The sequence below is a fragment of the Methanoculleus nereidis genome (assembly GCF_032944295.1).
Classification (GTDB): domain Archaea; phylum Halobacteriota; class Methanomicrobia; order Methanomicrobiales; family Methanoculleaceae; genus Methanoculleus; species Methanoculleus nereidis.
On the sequence record NZ_JABFFQ010000007.1, the window covers coordinates 36906 to 59947 of the forward strand.

The window sequence follows — 23042 nt, forward strand, 5'->3', positions numbered from 1 at the left end:
GGTAGGTATGCGAAGTTCTGGCGAGATACAAACGGAGCCGGCAGCGGTGCGGGTGATGCTCCCCCCTCACCACGTCCGGCCGCAGTGCAGGCAGCGATCCCTGTGCATGCTGAGGATATTCCCGCACTGCGGGCACCTCCAGCGGACCTTCTCCTGTTCGACGAACTCCGCGACTCCCCGCTCCCGTATCTCGCGCAGGTTGTCGAGCACGCTCGTCCGGTATTTTGCATAGCGCTTGTCCAGGCGTTTCAGCCGCGTGCAGGGATATCCGGCGCATTCGTAGCAATACTCCCCCGTACGGTCTTCGCACTGCCGGAGCCTGCACCGGGCGCAATACGCGTTCAGGCTGCCGGCATCCTCCGTCCGGCAGCCCGGGCACCTGTTCTTCTCCCGCAGGTAGGCGATGCAGAGCCCGCAGTTTATGCCGCAGGGGGCGATCAGGACAGGAGAGAGATGGGTCATTCTCGTATGCTCGCCGTACGCCAAAAAATCCCTTCCGGTTTCGCCGCCGAACAAGATGAGAGTGACTGCGAAATACTCACGTGTATCATCTTATGTGAATGGACAATACTCCCGGGCGGAACATAAAAAAGTGGCGTGGGTATCGAACTTCACGCCCTGATACCCCCGGGCGGATTCGAACCGCCGTCGCCGGATCCAAAGTCCTGCATGATTGACCACTACACTACGGGGGTACAAGAAATCTAAACCACCGATACCCGCGGCATCGGCTCCTATATTCTATGTACCGCGGGATTATATCGGTTTGGTCGCGGGCAGGCGGGGGGAGGGAGGGGGTCCCGTCCGGCGGTTCACGTCCGCTCGAAGTCGTCCTCGAACCGGACGATATCGTCCTCGCCGGTATACTCCCCGATCTGGACCTCGATCAGTTCAAGCGGCAGGAGGCCGGGATTCGCGAGCCGGTGGACCGTTCCCGCCGGAACGAAGGTGGACTCGCCGTTCCGCAGAAGAGAGATCTCGTCCCCGATCGTCACCTCGGCGCACCCGGTGACGACCATCCAGTGCTCGGAGCGGTGGTGGTGCATCTGCAACGATAGCCGCCGTTTCGGGGGGACGGTGACCCGCTTGATCTTATAGGACCGCCCCTCCTCGAGGTTCGTGTAGGAGCCCCAGGGCCGGTGGACCTGCGTGTGGAAGAGGGCACGGGAGTCCCCCTTCTCGCGGAGGGCCTTTGCGATCTCGCCCACCCGCTGGGCCTCGTCCCGGGCGGCGACCAGGATCGCATCCTTCGTCTCGACGATGGCAAGGTCGTGAACACCGACGGTGGCGACCAGGCGGTCGGCGATGATCAGGTTCTCGGAGGAGTCGATCCCGATATGCTCGCCCCTGACCGCGTTACCGCTCCCGTTCTTTTTAAGGGCGGCATAAAGCGTGTCGAAGTTCCCCACGTCGTTCCAGTCGCATTCAAGCGGCACGACCGCCGCCTTCCGGGTCTTCTCCATGATCCCGTAGTCGATGGAGAGGGCAGGGGTTGCACCGTACGCCTCCTCGAGGGGCTGCTCGAACGCCCGGGCCACCTCCGGTGCGCACGCCTCGCACTCAGAGAGGAAAAGGCCGGCATCGAAACAGAACATGCCCGAATTCCAGAGGTAGCCGTCGGCGACGTACCTCCCGGCAGTCTCGAGATCAGGCTTCTCGACAAAGGCGTCCACGGTTGAGCCGTCTCCGAGAGGCTCACCGGGGCGGATATAGCCGTATCCGGTGTGTGGCGAGGTCGGCCGCACCCCGAAGACCACCAGGTAGTCCTTGCTAAGCCGCTCCGCCCGGCGGAAAGCATCCTGGAACGGTCCGGTCGCGGTGATCAGGTGATCCGAGGGGAGAACCGCAACGGTATCGGATCCATCCTCCCGGGTGGCCTCCCGAATACCGTAGTAGATCGCCGGCAGGGTGTTTCTGCCCACCGGCTCCACGAGGACCCTGCAGTCGCACCCGATGGCGGCGAGCTGGTCCCGGACCAGGAACCTGTGGTCGGTGTTCGTGACGATCGCGATCTCCTGCGGGGAGGAGAAGAGGAGCGACCGCTTTACAGTCTTCTGGAAGAGAGACTCGTCGTCGACCAGCGGGATGAACTGTTTCGGGTAGTGTTCCCTTGAGAGCGGGAAGAGGCGGGTGCCGCTCCCGCCTGCGAGTATGAGCGTCTTCATGGGATAGACTCCGTGCCGGAGGGCACTCGATTGTATATCTCTATTGCGGTAAGGGAGATAAAAACGTAAGGTTCTCAGGGAGTTCGGGTGAACCCGGGCGATCTCGCGGTGTTGACGGGACGAGCCGGGGCGGCCGGACAGGGGTGCATGCGGAGCCTGAACCTGAAGACGATCCGTATCGCACTCAAGGGTGTATCACCTCTCTACCCCGGGCATCCGGCCACGCAGAGACCTGCCGGCTGCTTCATCCCGTTCCCGGAAACATGAGCATCCCTGCTCAAGCCCGGGTCATCGTCAGAGTTCCGGGGTAGAGTGATCTGGCCTGCGGATCGAGGTCTTCTGCCACCGCAAGAACCTGTTCGGCCTCCTGGTAATTCCCGAGCCTGCCGAGCACCATGCCATAGGTCACCCAGGCGAAGATGCACGACCGGTCGATCGCGAGCGCCTGCCTGCATGCAAGCACTGCTTCCTGGTGGCGATCGAGCCGGGCAAGGATCACCGCCCGGTTGTTCCAGGCGTAGACGTCATCGTTGTCGGAGAGTATCGCCGCACTGAACGCAGCCAGGGCCTCTTCGTAGCGCCCCTGCCTCTCAAGCGCCACACCTCTGTTGTTCAGGGCTGCAGGGTCGTGCGGGCCCTCCACGATGATGTCGCTGTACGCCCGTGACGCATCTCTCTCATCACCCTTACGGGGCATCTCCGGTGTAACCAATCGGGGCATACGTCTTGCACCTCCCACTCCTTACTACAGGGTGACGATATATAAGTTCCTGCACCTATCTCGTCCGGGAGCGGGGCGGGGGGATCGCCCGAAGGGATGCCTTGAGCCGGGTTCCTACCCGTGGGGGTGGTTACCGGCCACCGTCACGGAACCACGCCACTGTCTCGCGGAGTCCTTCGGTAAGTGTGCAGCGGGGAGAGAACACAAAGGCATCGTAGGCCCGGGATATGTCGGCGAGCGAGTCACGCACGTCACCCGGCCGCGGTGGTTCATATACCGGCCGGTGGTGTATGCCGGTGATCTCCGCGAGAATGGATGCAAGCTGGTTCAAACTGATCCTGCTGCCCCCGGCGATGTTGAAGACGCCGGAGGCATCCGCCTCCATCGCCCGGAGGTTCGCCCGCACCACGTCGGCGACAGAGATGAAATCGCGGGTCTGCTCCCCGTCGCCGTAGATGATCGGCGGCTTATCCCCAAGCATCCGGGTGATGAACTTCGGGATCACCGCCGCATACTCGGAGTTCGGGTCCTGCCGGGGACCGAAAACGTTGAAGTAGCGCAAGAATACCGTCCGGATACCGTAGAGGTCGGCAAAAACCTTCCCATAATACTCCCCCGCGAGTTTTGAGACCGCATAAGGGGAGAGCGGTCTTGGCGCCATCGTCTCCTGTTTGGGAAAAACCGGGTCATCACCGTAGATCGCTGAGGTGGACGCCGCCACGACCGCCGGAACTCCGCACTCCTTTGCCGCCCAGAGAACGTTCAGGGTCCCGCCCACGTTCACCTCGTTCGTCTCCAGCGGGTTTGCTACGGATCGGGGGACCGAGGCGATGGCTGCCTGGTGGAAGATGCCGTCCGCCCCGGCGCAGGCATCAACAAGCAGGGGAAGATTGGTGACGCTCCCCTCAACGAACGCCACCCGGGGATGATCGGCAAGGTGCTCGATGTTCTCCCGCCGCCCGGAGGAGAGGTCGTCGACGATCACGACTTCGTGATCGTCGCGTGCCAGCCGCTCTGCGAGGTTGGACCCGATGAATCCTGCCCCGCCCGTGACGATGTAACGCATATGGATTGATAGGTGCTCCAGTGATTTGAGCGTTGCCGGGAGAGAGAAGGAGAAGAGGGAAAAAGGCACGGGAATGCTATTCCGAGGGACCAGATGGGTACTCCGCGAAGATGAGGACACGGCTCAATAGATTTCCCGCTCCTCGGCGTGGAAACGGGGCAAATAAACCAGTGCAGTCGTGCCGGGTGGGGTTCCCGGCACGACTGCACCGCGGGGCCCTACGCTGGCCGGCACCCATATAGCATCATGGGGTTTATCCGGATCGCCCGGCAGGCCCGATCACTCCCCCTTTTTCCCGTTCGAGAGCGGGAAATACTGCTGATAGACGCGCTTACGCTCGTCGATATCGGTATGCAGGTAGATCTCGGTCGTCTTGATAGAGGAGTGCCCCAGATTCTCCTGCACGACACGGAGGTTTTTTGACCGGCGGTAAAGCTCGCTTGCGTACGAATGCCGGATTTTATGCGGCGTAATCCCGGAAGGGGCGTATTGATTGAAGAGATGCTGGATGGTTCGCGGAGAGATGTGGTTGCCCTGCTGGCCTAAAAAGAGCGGCCCCTCGATCTTGTTGCCGATAAACAGGTCAATCTCTTCTAGTGTCTCTTCGTCGATGAAAACGGTCCTTATTTTGTCGCCCTTACCCTTCACCCGTATCGTCTGCTCCTCGAAGTCGATGTCTTCGACGCATATGGCGCAGAGTTCCGAAACACGGACACCGGTGGCGTAGATAAGGCGGACGATCAGTCGGTCGCGCTCGCTCTCGATGGTGTTGATCAGGCGGAGAACCTGGCTGTGTTTGAGGTATTTCAGTTCCTGATTCTTGATCCGGGGCCGCTCCACCCCAAGCATCGGGTCGGCGACCACGGCCCCCTGCACGTAGAGATACTTGTAAAACGAAGAGAGCGTCGATATCATCCGGTGGAGAGTCCTGGGCTTATAGTCCTGCTTCTCCGTAAGACAGGAGAAGTAATCGGTAACGAGGGCTGCAGAGACGTTGACGTCCGCATCCAGTGGAGCGTTCTCGAATGCGGCGTCATCAAACGAAACCTCATCCGAGTTCTGCCGGAGCCAGGCGTACCGAGCGAAACGCCGAATGGTCTGCAGGTATTTTTCGATGGTCCGGGGCGAGTAGTTTCGCATCCGGAGGTAACTGCTGAAGCGATCCAGCCATTCCGAGAAACAGGCGTTTTCCATCGGATAATAAATAGAATAACAGAGCATATCAAAATTGCGGTAAATGCCTATTCCCCGCAATTATAGTTCAGGGGAACCTCATCCGAACCCGGCCAGGGCCGCCGGCCACGATCGCACACACCCGCACCCAAACGCCCGGCTGGCATAACAGGGGGCCGCACCCCCACTCCACGCCACGCAGGCCCAGAGCCTGGCGAAACCACGATGCAGGCAGTAATGAAACGCAGACAACAATCGAGGTAAAACCCTGACGCTGGACATTCCAACAGTTGCCGGCAAAAAGGACCCCAACCCGCCCTTCGGCGAGGAAGGTTGGCAGGAAGGAGGGCCATTTTTGCCCCGACGCCAAAAAAAGATATTTCCGGTGATGCAGGAGGTATTGGCGTTAGGAGGTAAGGGCTGCCATCCCGGGTGGACGGGAAGCAGACCCTGTTGAATACGTCCCCTCTTGAGTATATGAATCCCTTACCGCGCGGGGAGAAAGTGAACGATCAGGGAGCACCACCGGTGCCACGCGGCCCCAGGTCCCGGCCACATATAAAGGGCCCACACAGACGGGCTCAGGCGCCCGATCAGCCCGACCGATAAAGGAAACTATGGGCGAACCTGCGATCCTGGCCCAAAGGTGCGATATGAAGACCCCAAAACTTGAATGGTTATCCGACAGAGCGCCATGCCCGCAGCGAGTATCGGCGCACCGGCCCGGGAGAGATGCTCCCACACAACCCCAAACGGTGCAGATGCGCCGGATTCAGTAGCAAAACCCCATAAGAGACCTACGGCTCATGTCACTCGGACAATGAGGCGGTGTTTAAGGATGGCAGAAGCATTTCTCCAGAGCGATCCCCATACCAGAGCATGAGAGATTGGGAAGGAGCTGGACCGCCACCAAAACCCACTGTATCCGCATCTCCGCTCCTTCACATGAAGCAATTGGACGGCCAGCCACCACGGTCTGCGCCCGGGTAGCCGGAACCTTTTCCCGCGTTTCGAAAGATCCGCTGCAATTTGACCATCAACCGGCGCCGCACTGTCGCCTGCAACATCCAGCAGGGATCCTCGATACATTACCCACCATAACATGGCCCGATTGGAACGGAACCGGGTCTAACGTTTTAGATCCGCACCCCTACCCGGGGAACAAAGAGGCAAGCATAAACCATATGGTGCTATATACATCATAGGGCGAGGTGGAATTGCAGATCCTGCAGAGTTCCTGGCACAACTAAACCCTGCAGAACACCGGTTCGTTCAATCGCCGTCTCAGCCCGCCGCCCGGCATCACCCTTCAACCAACCTTATTGAAATAGCAAAACCAACAAGAGGAATAGGTAAAATGGAAGAGCCTGATAGCATCAAAGACCCGAACAAGTACCAGAAATTCAAGAAGGTAGACGGCGCCGCCTACCAGCGGGTCAACCAGTTCCTGCGCAAACACACCCACATCACCGCCCGCGAGTGGGCGATCGCACGCCTCTGCGCAGACTTCAAAACCACCAGCGGCTCAGAGATGACATTCATCGGCGAGAACCTCCCCGAACTCTGCCCGTTCATGGTCGACTCCTACACCCCGCAGGCGGTCAACCAGGCGAGGAGTTCGTTTAAGAAGAAAGTAAAGAAAGCAGGGGCCACATTCTTCTACGGAGCCATGTGCGGTTTTTTTACCGCGGAAGAACTCGACGAGATCCTCTTTGAGGCAAGCGAGGTCGCCCGGTTCCTGCTGGAGGTCGAAGGGACGAGCCTGAACCTCGACGACGAGATCGACGTCGAGGACCGGATCACCGAGGTGATGCGAGGCGTAGCTGAGGCGTCGGCAGTCATCCTGAAGGCCAGGCCGGGCCAGGAGGATGGACAGGAAGTACCACAGAACCAGGAAGAAGACCAGGCACAGAACCAGGAAGAAGAGAGGGAAGACTGATATGAAGATCATCCAGATTGTCGGCAGATCAAACACCGGAAAGACCACATTCATAAAGAGCCTGATTGCGGCGCTTTCCGCTCGCGGCACCGTCGGGGCGGTCAAGCACCTGGGGCACCACGGCTTTTTGCTCGAGCCCGGAAAAGACACCACCGTATACTATGAATCGCATGCTGCTATATCCGGCGGTGTCGATGAAGAGAAGTCGGTCCTCATCCGGCACGAGAACGAACTCAACTCCACTCTGGAGACTCTTTGCAATGCAGGAGTCGAGTATGCCATACTCGAGGGGTTCAAGTCCCGGCAGTTCCCGAGGGTCGTGATCGGCGATCTCGGAAGCGAGAACATCGTGCTCAGGAACCCCACCGTCGACGAAGTGCTCGCCGCACTTCCACGGTTCGAGGACTACTACACCGTTGAGGGGCTGGTCCGGGAGCTGAAGCGCGACTGCGACGTCTCACACGCCGGGGCCGTCCTTACGTTCAACGGGATCGTCCGGGAGTGGACCGGGGCCGAACGGACAGAATACATGGATTTTGATGAGAGCGTCGACGCCGTAACGGAAAGTATTCTGCGTGAGATAGAGGCAGTCCCGGGGATCATCGGCGCACGGTTCCACCACAGAAAAGGACGGCTCTATGCCGGAGAAGATATAACCTATCTTGCTATACTTGCAGAACACAGGCAGGAGGCGTTCTCTGCAGCCAGCAACGCTATTGACAGGCTCAAGCGGGAGTTACACGACGTGGAGAAGTGACGTAAGATGCGTAACGGAAAACAGATGTTTGGAACGAACGGCGTGCGGGGCGTGATCGGCGAGATGATGACACCGGCCCTCGTCCTCAAGATCGGCGCCGCACTCGGATCGATGAGGAAGGGCACCATCGTAGTCGGCAGAGATACGCGGACATCCGGCGAGGCCCTGACCCACGCTCTCAAAGCCGGGCTCCTGATGACCGGGTGCGACGTGGTAGACGTAGGAATCCTGCCCACGCCGGCCCTGCAGTATATCGTGAAGACCAACAAGTTTGCCGGCGGCGCGATGGTCACCGCATCCCACAACCCGCCCGAGTACAACGGCGTGAAGATCATCGAGGCCGACGGCACCGAGATGTCTGATGCCGAGATCATCAGGCTCGAAGGCCGGTTCTTTGCAGAGGAATTCGATACCGTCCTCTGGGACTGCGTCGGCAGGGAGGCCGCCGCACCCGACCGGCTCGAGGAGTACATCGAGGCCATCGTAAACTACTTCCCGCCGGGCATCGGGGAAGGCATGACCGTCGTCGTCGACCCCGGTTCCGGCCCCGCGTCGCTCACCACCCCAAGCATCCTCTCGCGGATGGGCTGCCGGGTACACACCATTAATGCACGGCTTGACGGCACCTTCCCGGGCCGGATGCCCGAGCCAACCCCCGAAGGGCTGCAGCCCCTCTCAGAGATGGTCCTCGCCACAGGCGCCGACTTCGGGGTGGCGCACGACGGCGATGCCGACCGGGCGGTCTTCGTCGACACCAAAGGACGCTATATAGAAGAGAACTATGAGTTCGGCCTGATTGAGGATTACGTCTGCGCTAGAAACACCGGCGGGCTTGTCGTCACCCCGGTCGCCACATCCCGGCTGATCCGGGATATCGCAGAGAAACATGGCTGCACCGTCGACTATACCCCCGTAGGGAGTATCTATGTCGCAAGGAGGATGATCGAACTGATAGCCAAGGAGCAGGACGTCTCCTTCGGGGGTGAAGGGAACGGCGGCCTGATCTATCCCGACCACCAGTTCTGCCGGGACGGGGGCATGACCGCTGCCATGATGGTGGCGGTTCTCGCAAGCCACAGCGGCAAAAAACTCTCGGATATCCTCGATGATCTTCCTGCATACCACCTGATCAAGGAGAAGCACCATACCGGTGACCCGACCGCGCTGGTTCGCACCGTCGAAGAGGCATTCTCGGGAGAGACCATCGAGAAGATCGACGGCATCAAGATTGTCAGAGACAATGCCTGGGCCCTGGTGCGGGCATCTGGCACGGAACCAATGATCAGGATCATGATCGAGGCAAAGGACCCGGCCGTCGCGAACGCCATGTACCAGGAGATTATGCAAGTTGCGACGGGCCAAAGGGCCGGAGCATGAGAAGACGCTTCGCGTTTTCGAGTAGCGACGCGTGCCCCGCCTGGGGGCAGGCGGAGTTCGAGCACCGTTAGGTGCGAAGTGCGAGCGTAGCGAACATGAGAAGCAATCAGGCTTCGAAGTGCGACGGGCTGGATCAGGAGCACCACTCACAGGCAGGATCAATCATTCATGAGGCATTCGATTCGGGGTATCCCGGAGGCTCCTGCCATTCATCATATCCCCAATATTTCCGAGGAACTCTCTGAATTCTACTGAAAAACATTCTTGTGAAAGGGGGGCAATCTATATATCTGATAATGGATATGCATGATGCAGTACCCACGGGAGAGCGCTGATCAAAATGAATGGAAAACTGCAGATGAAACAGAAGATAAACTCCGCTATCTCGTCTGGCGATCTGCGTGAGCTTGAAAAGGTTGTTTCAGACATATCGGAGACCCAGACACGGAAGGAGAAGAAATCGCTTTACGAGCAGATGAATGCCGCCCTGGTTGAAGCGGCGTTCGACGAAGGGCAGCCCGAACTTTTAAGTCAGCTCGTTGAGCCGACCAAAGAAGAGGTATTCACCCTCGCAAGGCGCGCTGCCGCGCTCTATAGTGAGAACAGGGACGAAGCATGGTTCTCGGTGATATTTACTCTGGTCGATAAACTCGACCGTAAGAGCCATCAGTCCGATATTCTCGCCGGGATCTCCCGCGATCTGGTCCAGGCCGGGGTCGACACCGGGGATATCCATTATATCGAAAAAGGAGGGGAGGCCTTCGATAAGATCAGCATCCGAAAATACCGCTCAGCAATCCTCTCCGAGATCATCCCGCTCTTCATTAGGTACGGTCAGAAACACCACAACGCCGACATCATGCAATATGCTCTCCAGATGCTTCCTGAGATCGGCGATATATCAAGACAGTCCCAGCTCCACGCTGATGTGGCCCGGGCAATCGCCGGTTCCGGCATCGAGTCCGGTGACATCAATCTTGTAATCAACGGGCTTTCGAGCGCCACCGAGATCAACCAGAAGATCCGGCGCACCAACTCGATCGCCGACATCGTTGACGCCGCCTGGAAATCCTCACTGAAGAAGGATATCTCCGACGTCGAGCAGATCATAGACTCCCTTCCCGACATCCCCGAAGAGCGGCTCACCGAAGTCCTCGCGATCCTGATCGAACAACTCCTCGACCGCCAGCGGGACAAAAAACAGGTATATGCCAAACTGCTCAGGATCGACGACGAGAAGCCGTGGGCAGGCCAGACCCTCGTTCTTGAACTCCTGAAGAAAGCAGAACGGAGCGGGGAGCGCTGGTTCCTCGAGAAGGCGTTCGAGTTCAACGCCCGGGGCGCAGGCGAGACCCAGCTCCCTATCGAGGAGATCGTCCTCTCCGGGATTGCAGTCGTCGAAAAAAGCGGCAACCCGACAATACTCCTCGACATCACGCCGCTGATCGACGAGTCCTGCGATGCAGTGAAGGCAACCCAGCTCTACCGGCAGATCACCGATGCGCTTTCCCGGATGGGCGACTTCTATCACGCGATCGAGGTCATGAAAAAAGCCAGCGCCAGTACACAGAGGATCAACGCCCAATTTTTCGATACCAGTGTCCGCCTGATCAAGGAGGGTGTCCGGCGCGACGAGATCAGACTCGTCCGTGAGAACATCCTCGCTACACTGGATACCGATATTGCCGACTCGCTGGTACACCAGGCGGTGACCGACTTCTGCAAAGAGTATGACTTTGACGAAGTTGTCAGGCACATACCAGCCATAAAGGAGCTTGCGGGGTCGCACCACGCACAGGACCCCCTGCTTCTGGAATGCAACACCATCCTGATCGACCGGGGGTTCATCCGCCAGAAAGACCCATCGGCTCTCGTAGACCTGGTAAGCCAGATCGGGGAGCAGGGTATACGCGAACAGGCAATCTCGACCATCGCCGTCGAGATGGCACGGATCGGCGTCGCCCGGAAAGACCGGGATCTCCTCCGGAACGCGACCGGACTCACCTGCGAGATCATGGACCAGCAGGCACGGGCCGAAGCGATGGGCGGCATCGTGGATCAGGCAGCCGTGCTCGCCGTCGAGGATGGGGATCTCGACCTCCTCCATGGGATGCGGGTTCTCTCCACATCCCTGCTGGAGCGGGACTACTGCCTCTTTGCGATGGGCAAGGTCATCCAGGGCCTGATCATGTACGGGATCGAGCAACTCTCGCTCCGGGCGCTGGATGAGGCCACTCAGATCCTCTCCCAGATCAGCGACCCGTCCCTGCAACGGCAGCTGGCCGACCCCCTCATCGAGGGCTACGTCCGGGTCGGAAGCCTGCAGGCGGCAGACCAGCTCTCCCGGGGGAAGGCCCGGATCTTCGAGGGCATGATGGAACCGTTCGAGATCGCGCTTGCCCTCCTTCAGGCTAACACTTCGCGAGAGGATATCTCGATCAAGATAGCAAGCTACGTCGACATTATGCTTGAGTACACACAGGCTTACAGAAGCCCGATCTTTGCGGTTCCCATGACGCTCTTTTCCCTGGAGATCGAGGGAAGTTACGAGCGGACTGCTATGATCCAGAGGATCCTCACCTTCTTCACCAGTTACACGAAAGAGTTCGATTCGGCCGACCCCTATGAGGTGACGGCGTATCTGCTCGAGGGGATCGAGGGGGGAGCGGCGGCACAACCAGTCCTCGAGCTGATGTACCGCCTCTTCGAGCATACCGGTGACGTCTATGCGCGCTACTCCGGGATGTACCGGATCGTGAGCGCCTACTCGGCTCTCGGTAACGAAAACCGGGCCGAGACGATTATCCGGCGGCTCCACGAGACTATCGGCACCATTTCTGATCCGTCGGTGCGTGCGATCATGCTCTCCGACCTTGCTGGACTCATGGCCGGGATAGACCACAGCGCAGCCAGGGGCTACCTTACCGAGGCGCAGGGGATACTCGATCTGGTAGGGCAGGAGCGAGAGGGATTCGTCAGGAAGAACCTGATCTACGCTGCAAGAAGCCTCAGCACCGTAAGCAAGCAGGAGAAGGATATCGACTGGGCGATCGAGCAGGTCGGCAAGATCGAGGATCCGGTCGAGTACGTCGATGCCCTGGCGGCGGTCTTCGACATGGTCAGTGAACCTGCACAGAGAAAGGAGATCCTCTCGGCCATGTGCCACACCGTCGTAAGCATTCCCTCTCCCTATGTCAGGCTCTCGATGCTCTTTGACGTGGCGCAGTTCGCTGAGACTTATGGAGACGAAGAGGAGATCGACGAATTGCTGGACGGCATGGAAAGAACGGCCGGGTATATTCAGATCCCGTTCATCACCGCCATGACGCAGCAGCGGATGGCCCGGATGCTCTTCTCGTTCTACCGGGTGAGCGGGAAACCGGCTGCCCGAGAGCGCGCTGCCGATATCGTCTCCATCATCGACGACGATAGGATCCGATACAATCTCGCGGTCCAGCTCGAGCAGGCTATGCCCCAGTCGTGGAAGAACACGGTCTACGGCAGGATCCTGGACTGCCGGGACAAGATCCGGAGCGGCGACTACACCACAAAGGACATGGTCACGCTTGATAGGGCGATACGGGCGGCACCCGACCGGGCAAAACGGGCGACCTACTACACCGAACTCTACCTCATCGCCAGGAACGCAAGGCAGCACGAGGTTGCAGACAGGATGCTGCTCTGTGCGCTCGAAGAGGCGCGGATAATCAGGCCGCTTTCGCGGCGGGCTTTTGTGCTCGGTGATATGGCGTGCCGGATCTATGCAGAGCGCTACGAAGACCGCTCAAGGGAAGTCCTCGACATGGCCGTGAGCGAGGCCCTCAACATTCGCGACTCGGCGATCCGGGACGAGGTCTATGATGAACTGGATATGTCCCTGCGGCTCATCCAGGAGCACTGGTTGTGAAGACGATCGAGATTAGAATAGCAGGACGGGTGCAGGGCGTCGGGTTTCGCGCATGCATCAAAAGGATTGCCACCAACCTCGGCGTCGTCGGCGAGGCGATGAACCTTCCTGACGGAAGGGTGCTCATCGCCGCAACCGCCGAACCTATTATCCTCGAAAAGTTCGTCTCCATGCTTTATGGGTGCCCCCGGGTCGTCATCAGGGACCTTACCCAGCGGGAGATCTCTCCTGCCACTTACCCCGAGTTTACCATCCAGCGGGGCAGTTACCAGTACAGCACATGAAACTCGGCGTTCGCAAGGAGCGCGTCCCGCAGGATGCGTACCTGCGCGTCGATGCGGGACTGGTCGATTGAGTCGCGGAGCGCCGCGACCAGCCGGGCCGAGAGGTTTGCGTCAAGGTAGCATCTCTTTTCACCGCATTCGTAATCCCCGTCTCCGATCTCTTCACGGGCAAACCTGATAACGGCACGATCCACCATCACCGCTTTCTGCGGTTCGATGAGGTCGTGGACGAAACTCCCGGCCCCCTCATGGAGCATGCCGAGGTCGGGGTCGAGATGGGCGCCGATCAGCGCGACGCAGCAGTTGCCATAGAGCATCGCATATCCAAGCGAGAACATGGCATTGACGGGATCGAGGTACGGGCGGCTCGTCCTGCGCCGGAACCCGAGTTCCGGCGGGAGCGCGCGGGAGAGGATCTCGTAGTACATATCGGCCGTCAGGCGGGAGAGCCTCCGGAGGTCCTCCATGGTGACCGATACCGAGAGTTCCTCCCGGGCCTGGTAGAGGAAATCGAGCTCTCCGGCGTAGAAGATGTCCTGCCCGGCGCGGTCGTAGAGTTCTTCGAGGAGGAGGAGCCTCGACTGGAGGCCGGCCGTTGCGAGCGGCTGCGCGAACCGGTGGGGGGCGGCTCGTTCCTGGGCGAAGCGCACCGCCTCGTCCGGCCGGTAGCCGTAGGGGTAGAGATATCCAACGGGCGTGCCGTCGATATCGAAGAAGGTGATGACAGCACCGGCTTTGAGGAGATTTGTCACCGCCGAGGTGTGCAGGGTATGGCCGCCGACGATCAGGAGGTGCCTCACCGCCTGAAGAGGATAACGCCGGGTAGCGCTCCCCTGCACGATGACCACTTCATGCGTCGTCGCCTTGATGTGCCCCCCGTAGCCGAAGACGGGGAGCCATGATTCCGTTGCTGCCATCCGATCACTCTGGAAAGGAGTATTGGGCGGTTTTTGGTGATTAATGCATCGATTCGCCGGATCCAGCGAGATCTTCCGGATACCAGGCAGTCAGGAAAGTACGGGGAAAGAACCGGACGCAGATAAACCAAATAATGTTAACTTAACCAGGTTAATTAACTGTAACGTTTTTACATGCCCATAACCTAGTCTAAAACGTTACTTTCCCGGACAGGGTCCTGAGAAAGAGTATGAACCGAAAAGAGTTGATGTAATGACTTCAACGAGGAAAACAGTTCAGTACGCTCTGTTTGTACTGATGGTATGCTCGCTGCTGGTATTGCCGGCAGCGGGGGCGACGCTCCCTGACGGGAACGTGAGCCCGGGGGAGAGCACTGTGACTATCGCAGTGACCCCTGAAGTGACTGAGACGGAGATACCGACGGAGGAGCCCGGTATGGGACTCACCGGAGCCCAGTCCGCGGATCCCGTGATACTCTTCGATGACACCGTTGCACTGACGGCCGGCACGTTCGAATGTACGGCCAGCTCCGGAGAATCCTACACCGTTGACTACCGGACCCCGCTCGGAGCTCTCCAGGCGGTAGCGGAACTCGAGGACTTCACCTACGAGGTCACCGACAAGAAGTGGGTGGCAGACAGCAACGAAGTCCTCCTGCTCGACGACATCGGAGAGTACCCGTACGTAAAGGGCGAGAACGAGTGGGCCTGCTACGTCAACGGCGCCCTCAAGGACGGATACAGCAACTCCGCCGACGGCCTCAACGTCGTAGCGCTTGCCGAAGGCGATGAAGTCGTCTTCTGCTACGGCAACGACCCGACACCGGAAATTGCAGAGGTGCTGATTCTGATCGAAGTGACTCTGGACGAATCGCCGGTAACACCGCCCCCGTCGGGCTGGAGTATCACGCTCACCGGTGCACAGACAGAGACTGTCGACCAGGAATACTTCGAGGAAGGGATAGACTGCGGGCACGTAGCCACCTACACCGACGAGAACGGTGGTGAATGGAGCGGCATGCCCCTGTGGTACCTCGTCGGTTTAGTCGACGACATCGAGACCAGCGACCACTGGACGTTTAACGACGCCCTCGCCGCCCAGGGCTACTCGATCAAAGTCATCGCCGACGACGGCTACTCGATCAACTTCGAGAGCGCAAGCGTCGCAGAGAACGATGGTATCATCGTCGCGAACACCCTCAACGGCACCGAACTCCCGGAGACCATCGGCGAGAAGGAGAAACCCTGCTGGCCGCTCCAGCTCATCGGTCCCGACGTGAGTGCCGGCCAGAAGATCGGCGGCATTGCCGAGATCGAACTCATCGGCCTCTCCGAACCCTCTGACGAGTGGGAGATCACGCTTTCCGGCGCGTTCAACCGGAAACTCACACAGGCTGAGTTCGAGGATGGGGTCGGATGTCACGGCGGGAGTTATACCGACGGTGACGAACAGGTCTGGACCGGCATACCGCTCTGGTACCTGGTGGCCGTCGTCGACGACATGGAGGCCGATGATCACTGGACGCTGAACGACACACGGGCGGCCGAGGGCTACACCGTGCGGGTGAGCGCGAGCGACGGGTTCAGTGCCACGTTCAGCAGCGCCGATATCGCCCGGAACGGCACCTTCCTTGTTGCGGACAAAATGAACGCCGCGCCACTGACGGACGACGGTAAAACCTGGCCGCTGAAACTTGTCGGCCCGTCCCTGACCAACAAGCAGAAGATCGGCAATATCGCATCGATCACCCTCGAGGGGCTGCCTGATGAAAGCACTGAATCGGAGTGGACGCTCGCACTCGGGGGGCCGAAGGTCAGCGACCTCATCACAAAGGAAGAGTTCGAGGCATGCGGCTACCACACGAAGACCTACAATGACGGGGTCAGCACCTGGACCGGTGTCCCGTTAAAAGTCCTCTGCGGCTGGGTTGACGACGACGTCATGCACGGCTCCGGGGCCTTCAACACCGCACTCGCCGAGATCGGTTATACCGTGATCGTCTCCTCCGGCGGGGAGAACCCCTACAGCAAGGAGTTCACCAGCCAGGAGATCATGGCGGGTCAGCTCGACTACATCGTCGCAAGCAAGGTCAACGACACGGCGATCACCGGAGACGCCTACCCGCTCCGCCTGGTCGGCGAGGGGGCAGTCGGGAGCAAGAGTGTCGGGAACGTCCAGAAGATCCAGCTCGTCGACTTCCAGGAGCCGACGGAAGCCCCATCCATCCGCATCGTCCGCTACGCCTCCGACGGCGTGACCGTCGTCGAGGAGACGACGAAGACTACCACATGGATGGAAGAGAACCTGGATGTTTACGGCGCACCGGACGGTGTCCGGCTCAGGTTCCAGGGACCTACCTTCGACCCGAACGACCTCTGGAACCCAGCTGAGGACATCAACCCCGGCAAGGTCGACGAGGTCGTGAAAGGAACCTCTATCCGAGACCTCTGCGACCTCGTAGGTGGAGCCCCCGAAGGAGGCGAGATCAAACTCGTTGCGTCCGATGGCTTCAAGTCGACAATTAATTACACCAACCTCTACGCTCCGCAAGAACGGCAGGGAGAGGCTATCGTCGCCTGGTGGACGGAGCGGCAGGGCTACGCGCCCGGTTACAGCGACGGCCCGCGCCTCTTCTACAACACCCCCGACGGCATCTTCGGTGCCGACGATATGCGGGTATGCCTTGCCGAAGGCTACTGGCACTACTACTCGTCCGGCGGCATCCAGTACCCCTCGGCAGCCGGTGTCTCCACCAGAAACATCGCGACCATCGAGATCTACCAGGCCCCGCGGGAGGACTGGAACCTCACCCTGACAGGCGCCATCGACACGACCATCACCCGGTCCTTCTTTGAGTCCGGCAAGTCCTGTGCCATGGCCGGACACGATGCGACGTGGACCGACGATCAGGACCAGGTCTGGTCGGGGATGCCGCTCTGGCTCCTCTGCGGCTGGGTCGACGACGCAAACAGCCACGACGCCGGGACGGACCCCTTCAATGACGACCTCGCGGACGCGGGCTACAATGTGACCGTCATCGATTACGGTCCGGACGGCACGAAAGGCACTGATGACGACTTCTCCACCACCTTCAACAGCTCGTTCGTCGCACGGAACAACAACATCGTCGTCGCGGACGAGATTGACGGCGCACCGCTGCCCAACGACGGCAAAACCTGGCCGCTGAAACTCGTCGGCTCCGCTCTGACCTCCAACAAGCAGAAGGTCGGCAGCATCGACGAGATCGTCCTGGACGGCGTGCCCATCATTGTGGAGCCGCCCACGGGCGACGCAACGATCTCCCTTGAAGCGGGCTGGAACTTCGTCTCAACCCCGAAGCGGCTTGCCGACGGCAGCGACACGTTCGCGGTCTTCTTCGACGCGGTCGATACCGCGGGCTACTCGATCCTGATCTACGACGGGTTGGAGCAGAAGTGGGAGGACGTAGCCTCGACCGACTCCTTCCAGCCGCTCGACGGGGTCTGGGTCTACGCGAACGAGGCCTGTACCGTCCCGTTGGTCTTCGCCTCCGGGGAGCCCGAAACCCCGCCCGCGAAGAATCTCGGCAAAGGCTGGAACGCGATCGGCTTCACGGACACCGTTCCCGAGTCCGCCGCAAACACCCTGCTCTCGCTCGGAGACCACTGGATTACCCTGATTGGCTTCGATGCAGAGGCGCAGGAGTACGAGGTATCGATCATCCGCGGCGCCAGCGACCGCCACGGTGATGAGCGCACGATGCAGCCGATGCAGGGCTACTGGGTCTACATGACCGGGGCAGACACGCTTGCTGCCATCGGCGCCTGAAGGTGATGTAGGGTGAAGATACGAGACGGCATCGTGCTGATTCTCCTCCTCGGCCTCGTCGCCGGCGTTGCGGCGGCCGGGGACACTCCCCCCGTCTTGCCTCATGTGTTTTATGGAGGCGTGACAATCGGCGGATCTCCTGCACCGGCCGGGACCGTGGTCACTGCGACGATCGAGGAAACAACCTGCGGCTCAATCCAGACAGTGGATGCCGGACAATACGGTAGTCCCGACGAAAGCCTCGGTAACCGTCTGGTCGTTGCAGCAACCGCAGACCCGGCGGGAGAGACGATCGTCTTCCTCGTCAACGGCGTAGCCGCACAGGAGACCGCGACCTTCGCACCCGGAGCGGTGACGGCCCTCGACCTGAGCGTTGCCGGGGAGAGCACACCCACGCCCACTTCCACGCCCGGTGGCGGCGGCCCCAGCGGCGGAGGGGGCGGATCCTCCAAAGACCCCGGGTCGGAGATAACCTATGACCCGGATGCTCCTGCAGTCCCGAAAGTCTTCACCGAGAGCGCGCCCATCACGACGTCAACGGCCGGCGTGGTGATTGAGTCGGTGACGGTCACGACGGAAGGAAAGGCCGGTGCCGTGACGATACTGGAGGGCACCGTCGCTCGCGACGGAGACGGCAACCCGCTCGGTGAGGTGACCTGCAATGAGGTCGCTCCGGCCGAGGTTCCCCCGGCGCCGCCGGGAGCGACGGTTGCCATCGCACTCTCATGCGGCCCTGCGGGCGCCACCTTCGACCCGCCGGCTGCCCTCACCTATACCCTCTCCGTAGAAGAGTGGGCGCAGATCGATGACGGCGCGAAACTCTCGGTAATGTGGTACAACCCGGAGAGCGGGGAGTGGCAGGAGATTGCCGCTACAGTGGACCCCGCCACGCGGACGGTCACCGCAGAGGTAGAGCACTTCAGCATCTACGCCCTGGTATGGACCGTTCCGGAGACGGTGGCAGCGGGAGCAGAGGGAACCCCGACTCCAGTCGGGGAACCGGCCGGGGAACCCGGCCCTGCACTCCCGACCTGGGCGCTGGCCCTCATCATCGTGCTGGTCGTCGCACTTGCGGCATTCCTCCTCGTAAGGAGGAAGTAACCTTTTTTTGAATGGCAAGGAGCAACGCATGGTAGTTACGCACCGGCGGGGCACAGCCCCGCACCCAATCATTCTCGTGCTCTGTATCCTTCTGGCACTGGCAGCCCCTGTAACCGCAGCCACAACCGAACTTCATGTCGTCAGGCATGCAGCCGACGGCGTTACTGTCCTCGAGGAGACGACGGTCGACTACACATGGCTGGAGCAGAACCTGCCTGTCCAGGGGGACGGCAGAACCCACTACTACCACCAGGGGCCGGTCTTTGAGGGAGACCCCTGGAACCCCGAAGAGGACGTCAATGTCATAGAAAAAGACATGGGCGCGGTGAAGGGAACGGATCTTGCAGATATCTGCGACCTTGTCGGCGGGATGAGAGAAGGGGAGACTGTTAGGATCCGGGCGGCAGACGGGATGTCGAGAGAGTTCCCGTACAGGAACGTCTACGAACCCGAACCACGGCAGGGGCCGATGGTCATCACCTGGTATAAGGCCGACGAAGGGTATGTCCCTGATTACTATAGCGGGATGCGTCTCGTCTTCTTCGCGGATACGTCGTCCAATCCCGATGGGCTCCACGCATTCGGCGTCTGGGACATGCACGAATGCTTCGATTCCGATTACTGGTATTTCTTCCAGCCGGGGCTCCCCACAACCACCGGTCTCTCCGTGCAGTACGTGAGCGACGTCATCATCTACAGCGACGAAGAGCCCACCGGGAGCATTCACGTAAACTCGACACCATCAGGGGCCGCTGTCTTCATCGATGACGAAGAGACCGGTGACGTGACCCCCTGCACCCTCTCCGGCATCGAGCTTGGGAGTTATTCCGTCAGGGTCGAGAAAGAGGGGTTCATCCCATCCGATGAGGAGTGGGTCAACGTTGTGGCGAACGCCGTTGCCGAGGTTGAGTTCAACCTGATTCCGGAAACCGAATCCGGCGGCGGTAGCAGCAGTGGTGATGGAGGGGGGGGTGGCTCCAGGAACGGGAGCATCGCCATCACTTCGGTCCCGATGAACGCGAGTATCTACCTCGACGGGAACGCTACGGAGTTCAGGACAGATGCAACCCTGGAAGATGTCCCCCCCGGCGAGCATACGATCGAACTCGTGCTGCCGGGTTACTGGAATATCACCCGAACTGTCACTGTCGAGAAGGCCGAGTGCACCCTTCTTGATCTGATCTTCGAAAACAGCACCACAGGTGAAGCCACCACCAAAACCGGAAGGATCGCCGTATTCTCGGTCCCGACGAACGCGAGCATCTACTTAGACGGGAAGGATACAGGGTCCCGAACCAATGCGACCCTGCAGGCGGTCCCGGTCGGCGAGCATACGATCGAACTCGTGCTGCCGGGTTACTGGAATATCACCCGAACTGTCACCGTCGCGGAGGCTGAGCGCAGTACCATCGATGTGATCCTCTCTCCATCAGGCGGAAAAACTGAGACGAACACCACCACTGGCAATGACGGAACCGCAGCCACACGCCCAACGCCTGCACAGAAGAATCCCCTAGAGGCATTCATCGCGACAATTCTCAACATCCTGACCGGGATATTTCCGTTCTTCGGGACAGGGGAAGACCTACCAACCACGCCGGGGCCGGAGAGCACCCCCGATCCGGGCGAAGATTCCGCAACCCCCGTGCTGACCAGCACCCCTATGGTCCCCGTACCGACGCCGGATGATACCCGGAGCGTAAAGAACCACTCAGGCGGAATCTATGTTACGTCGCACCCTCCGGGTATGACGATCGTCGTCGACAACCGGAGACAGATCTGGCAGACGCCCCGCATCGTCTACGGTCTCCGTGAAGGCCTGCACAGCATCAGGGTTGAGAAGAGCGAATCGGATCGGAGCGGCGAAGATTCCAGCTTCCAGTTCGAGACCGTTCAGACCTGGGTCTACCCGGACACGATCACCCCGGTCCATCTCGACGGTGTGACACCCTCGTATAAGAAGACGATCCGTATCGATTCGGAAACCTGCCGTGGTGAGAAGTTCACGATGAGCGGGTCCTTCCCTGCCGCCACCATCCCGGATGATGCGGAGATCGAAGGGGCAAAGTCCTGGGTTACCGTCTCCCGGGACGGAGTCTATCACTCATTCGCAATTCCTTACGGTATCGGAGCAGGCAGGACATTCTGGATTGAACCCGAGGATGCCGATACCGTTCCTATCAGTATCAACTCGAACCCCGAAGACGCCGCGGTCTTCATCGACGGGTTCCCCACCGGGAAATGTACTCCGTGTCGGGTGGAAGGCCTCTCCCCCGGTCAGCACCGTATCCTGGTATCAAAACCCGGGTATATCACTGCCGAAGATGTGATCACAATACCCGAGGGGGCCAGAACCGGCGGTGCCGTCACCTGCACGCTCCGTGAGTATATCGACGGGGATCTCCTTGTCGAAAGCACGATCCCGGATGCCAGGATCTACCTCTACGGGCGATACACCGGGGAGAAGACGCCGCATACCTTCACCGGGATGAGTATCGGTACCTACGAAGTCCGGGTCGTCACTGAGAACGACTCTAAAACGATCGAAGATGTGCTGGTGAAGCCAGGGGAGACAACCCGGTGCCTGGTGAACTTGAAGGAGGATAACTCGTGAACCGGTGCCGGAAAGCCCGTGTCATGGCGGCGATCGCGGTGCTGTTCGCGCTCCTCTCCCCGGCGGCATCAGCCGCCATCGTATGGGGCCCGTACGTCACAAACACCACGGAAGAATCAGCGGTGGTCAGTTGGAAGACGACCTCCCCGGTGGAAGGGTGGGTGGAGTACGCTCCCGAAGGCAGTGAGAGTGGTGATGTCGGCCGTATCTCCTCCCCAGAGGAGGCCATGCATCATGTCCTGCTCACGAACCTTAGCCCGGCGACCACCTACCGCTACCGTATCAGTACCGGAGATGAAACAACGGAAGACCACAGATTTCGAACATTCGGAGAGCAATCGTTCACCTGCATCATATACGGCGACACCCGGGGGCAGAAACCTTACTTTGCCCAGGCCGAACGGCATGGTCTGGTTGCAAAGAGGATAGCCGCAGAGGAGGATATCCTCTTCGTAATCCATACCGGCGATTTTGTCTGCGGAGATGAGGAATGGGACGAGTTCTTCTCGGTCGCAGGACCGATGCTCCGGAACACGACCCTGGTGCCGGTGGCGGGCAACCACGAAGGATCGGCGGAGGCGTTCTCCGCCATCTTCAGCCTTCCCGCTTACTACTCTTTTGATGCCGGCAGCCTCCATGTGACCGTTCTCGACAGCAACGATTGGGCGTGGCCGGATATGGACACACAGACCGCATGGCTTGAAGAAGACCTCGCATCCCCGCTCCCCTGGAAGATAGCGGCATTTCACCACCCGCCGTTCAGCTCCGACCGGAAACGCCCCGGAGGGGATCAGGCGATCCGGGCCGAGTGGTGCGGCATCCTATCCCAAAACAACGTCGACGCCGTCGTTAGCGCACACACCCATGCCTACGAGCGCTACCGGGTGGACGGAACAGAGTACTTCATCATCGGGTGCGGCGGCGCACCATTCTACCCCCTCGCTGAGGAGAAGCTTGAAGGGCACCAGGCGGGCCGCGAGCAGACCCTCGGCTATCTCCGGGCCACCGTGAGCCCGGAATCGATTGTTATGGAGATGGTGCCGGTTGCGGAGATCACAGAGGACGGTGAGGTGACGATGTACCCGGCAGGGACCGTCATCGACACCGTCCGCCTTCCAGCACCCACATCCGGCGAGTGGTGGAACGTGCTGGCATCCCTCCACCGTATACCCGGATTATCGGAATTATGGAGATGATAGTTATGCATACAAAC

At 60.0% G+C, this 23042-nt stretch carries 15 protein-coding genes and 1 tRNA gene; 9 read left to right on the plus strand and 7 right to left on the minus strand.

Annotated elements, in window-relative coordinates; genetic code table 11:
- Positions 1 to 66: 66 nt before the first annotated feature.
- The 6 genes from HL657_RS09380 to xerA form a co-directional block, all read right to left on the minus strand.
- A complete protein-coding gene (locus tag HL657_RS09380) occupies positions 67 to 462 on the minus strand; it encodes a DUF3795 domain-containing protein (RefSeq protein ID WP_317296556.1) in 396 nt (131 codons plus the stop codon).
- Between the two features lie 160 nt (positions 463 to 622).
- Positions 623 to 695 (minus strand) — tRNA-Gln (locus HL657_RS09385).
- Positions 696 to 812: 117 nt separating this feature from the next.
- Entirely contained in the window at positions 813 to 2165 is a 1353-nt protein-coding gene (locus tag HL657_RS09390; RefSeq protein WP_317296557.1) for a mannose-1-phosphate guanylyltransferase/mannose-6-phosphate isomerase, read from the minus strand.
- A gap of 277 nt (positions 2166 to 2442) precedes the next feature.
- Positions 2443 to 2886 (minus strand): tetratricopeptide repeat protein, encoded by a 444-nt coding sequence (locus HL657_RS09395; RefSeq protein ID WP_317296558.1) that lies wholly within the window; start codon positions 2884 to 2886, stop codon positions 2443 to 2445.
- Positions 2887 to 3016: 130 nt separating this feature from the next.
- Positions 3017 to 3952, minus strand: coding sequence for an SDR family oxidoreductase (locus HL657_RS09400; protein WP_317296559.1), 936 nt, complete (start codon positions 3950 to 3952; stop codon positions 3017 to 3019).
- Positions 3953 to 4231: 279 nt separating this feature from the next.
- The gene (xerA, locus tag HL657_RS09405) at positions 4232 to 5146 is read right to left on the minus strand and encodes a site-specific tyrosine recombinase/integron integrase (protein WP_317296560.1); all 915 of its coding nucleotides are present in this window, start codon (positions 5144 to 5146) and stop codon (positions 4232 to 4234) included.
- Between the two features lie 1336 nt (positions 5147 to 6482).
- On the opposite strand from xerA, the gene HL657_RS09410 reads away from it, so the two are divergent.
- From HL657_RS09410 to HL657_RS09430, 5 genes are all read left to right on the plus strand, one after another.
- Positions 6483 to 7064: a DUF5806 family protein gene (locus HL657_RS09410; RefSeq protein WP_317296561.1), complete on the plus strand. Its 582-nt coding sequence runs from the start codon at positions 6483 to 6485 to the stop codon at positions 7062 to 7064.
- A 1-nt stretch (position 7065) separates the two neighbouring features.
- On the plus strand, positions 7066 to 7821 hold the full coding sequence (mobB, locus tag HL657_RS09415; RefSeq protein WP_317296562.1) for a molybdopterin-guanine dinucleotide biosynthesis protein B: 756 nt from the start codon (positions 7066 to 7068) through the stop codon (positions 7819 to 7821).
- A 6-nt stretch (positions 7822 to 7827) separates the two neighbouring features.
- Positions 7828 to 9198 (plus strand): phosphoglucosamine mutase, encoded by a 1371-nt coding sequence (gene glmM / locus HL657_RS09420; protein ID WP_317296563.1) that lies wholly within the window; start codon positions 7828 to 7830, stop codon positions 9196 to 9198.
- Between the two features lie 358 nt (positions 9199 to 9556).
- A complete protein-coding gene (locus HL657_RS09425; RefSeq protein WP_317296564.1) occupies positions 9557 to 13105 on the plus strand; it encodes a hypothetical protein in 3549 nt (1182 codons plus the stop codon).
- The gene (locus HL657_RS09430) at positions 13102 to 13389 is read left to right on the plus strand and encodes an acylphosphatase (protein ID WP_317296565.1); all 288 of its coding nucleotides are present in this window, start codon (positions 13102 to 13104) and stop codon (positions 13387 to 13389) included. Before HL657_RS09425 ends, HL657_RS09430 begins: the two co-directional genes overlap by 4 nt.
- On the opposite strand, the gene cas1 is transcribed toward HL657_RS09430, so the two are convergent.
- Complete coding sequence (gene cas1 / locus HL657_RS09435) at positions 13371 to 14306, minus strand: CRISPR-associated endonuclease Cas1 (RefSeq protein ID WP_317296566.1); 936 nt, start codon at positions 14304 to 14306, stop codon at positions 13371 to 13373. The two genes, HL657_RS09430 and cas1, sit on opposite strands and share 19 nt — an antisense overlap.
- Positions 14307 to 14604: 298 nt before the next feature.
- On the opposite strand from cas1, the gene HL657_RS09440 reads away from it, so the two are divergent.
- The 4 genes from HL657_RS09440 to HL657_RS09455 are packed head-to-tail and all read left to right on the plus strand — an operon-like array spanning position 14605 to position 23025.
- A complete protein-coding gene (locus tag HL657_RS09440; protein ID WP_317296567.1) occupies positions 14605 to 18114 on the plus strand; it encodes a molybdopterin-dependent oxidoreductase in 3510 nt (1169 codons plus the stop codon).
- Between the two features lie 12 nt (positions 18115 to 18126).
- Complete coding sequence (locus tag HL657_RS09445; protein WP_317296568.1) at positions 18127 to 19215, plus strand: hypothetical protein; 1089 nt, start codon at positions 18127 to 18129, stop codon at positions 19213 to 19215.
- Positions 19216 to 19243: 28 nt separating this feature from the next.
- Positions 19244 to 21829: a PEGA domain-containing protein gene (locus HL657_RS09450; protein WP_317296569.1), complete on the plus strand. Its 2586-nt coding sequence runs from the start codon at positions 19244 to 19246 to the stop codon at positions 21827 to 21829.
- Complete coding sequence (locus HL657_RS09455) at positions 21826 to 23025, plus strand: metallophosphoesterase family protein (RefSeq protein ID WP_317296570.1); 1200 nt, start codon at positions 21826 to 21828, stop codon at positions 23023 to 23025. The genes HL657_RS09450 and HL657_RS09455 overlap by 4 nt, the downstream gene beginning before the upstream one ends.
- Positions 23026 to 23042: the final 17 nt, after the last annotated feature.

Coding starts and splice junctions, on each gene's coding strand:
- cas1 (WP_317296566.1), bottom strand. CDS start 14,306: ATGGCAGCAACGGAATCATGGCTCCCCGTCTTCGGCTACGGGGGGCAC.
- xerA (WP_317296560.1), bottom strand. CDS start 5,146: ATGGAAAACGCCTGTTTCTCGGAATGGCTGGATCGCTTCAGCAGTTAC.
- HL657_RS09425 (WP_317296564.1), top strand. CDS start 9,557: ATGAAACAGAAGATAAACTCCGCTATCTCGTCTGGCGATCTGCGTGAG.
- HL657_RS09395 (WP_317296558.1), bottom strand. CDS start 2,886: ATGCCCCGATTGGTTACACCGGAGATGCCCCGTAAGGGTGATGAGAGA.
- glmM (WP_317296563.1), top strand. CDS start 7,828: ATGCGTAACGGAAAACAGATGTTTGGAACGAACGGCGTGCGGGGCGTG.
- mobB (WP_317296562.1), top strand. CDS start 7,066: ATGAAGATCATCCAGATTGTCGGCAGATCAAACACCGGAAAGACCACA.
- HL657_RS09390 (WP_317296557.1), bottom strand. CDS start 2,165: ATGAAGACGCTCATACTCGCAGGCGGGAGCGGCACCCGCCTCTTCCCG.
- HL657_RS09440 (WP_317296567.1), top strand. CDS start 14,605: ATGGTATGCTCGCTGCTGGTATTGCCGGCAGCGGGGGCGACGCTCCCT.
- HL657_RS09380 (WP_317296556.1), bottom strand. CDS start 462: ATGACCCATCTCTCTCCTGTCCTGATCGCCCCCTGCGGCATAAACTGC.
- HL657_RS09410 (WP_317296561.1), top strand. CDS start 6,483: ATGGAAGAGCCTGATAGCATCAAAGACCCGAACAAGTACCAGAAATTC.
- HL657_RS09450 (WP_317296569.1), top strand. CDS start 19,244: ATGGTAGTTACGCACCGGCGGGGCACAGCCCCGCACCCAATCATTCTC.
- HL657_RS09400 (WP_317296559.1), bottom strand. CDS start 3,952: ATGCGTTACATCGTCACGGGCGGGGCAGGATTCATCGGGTCCAACCTC.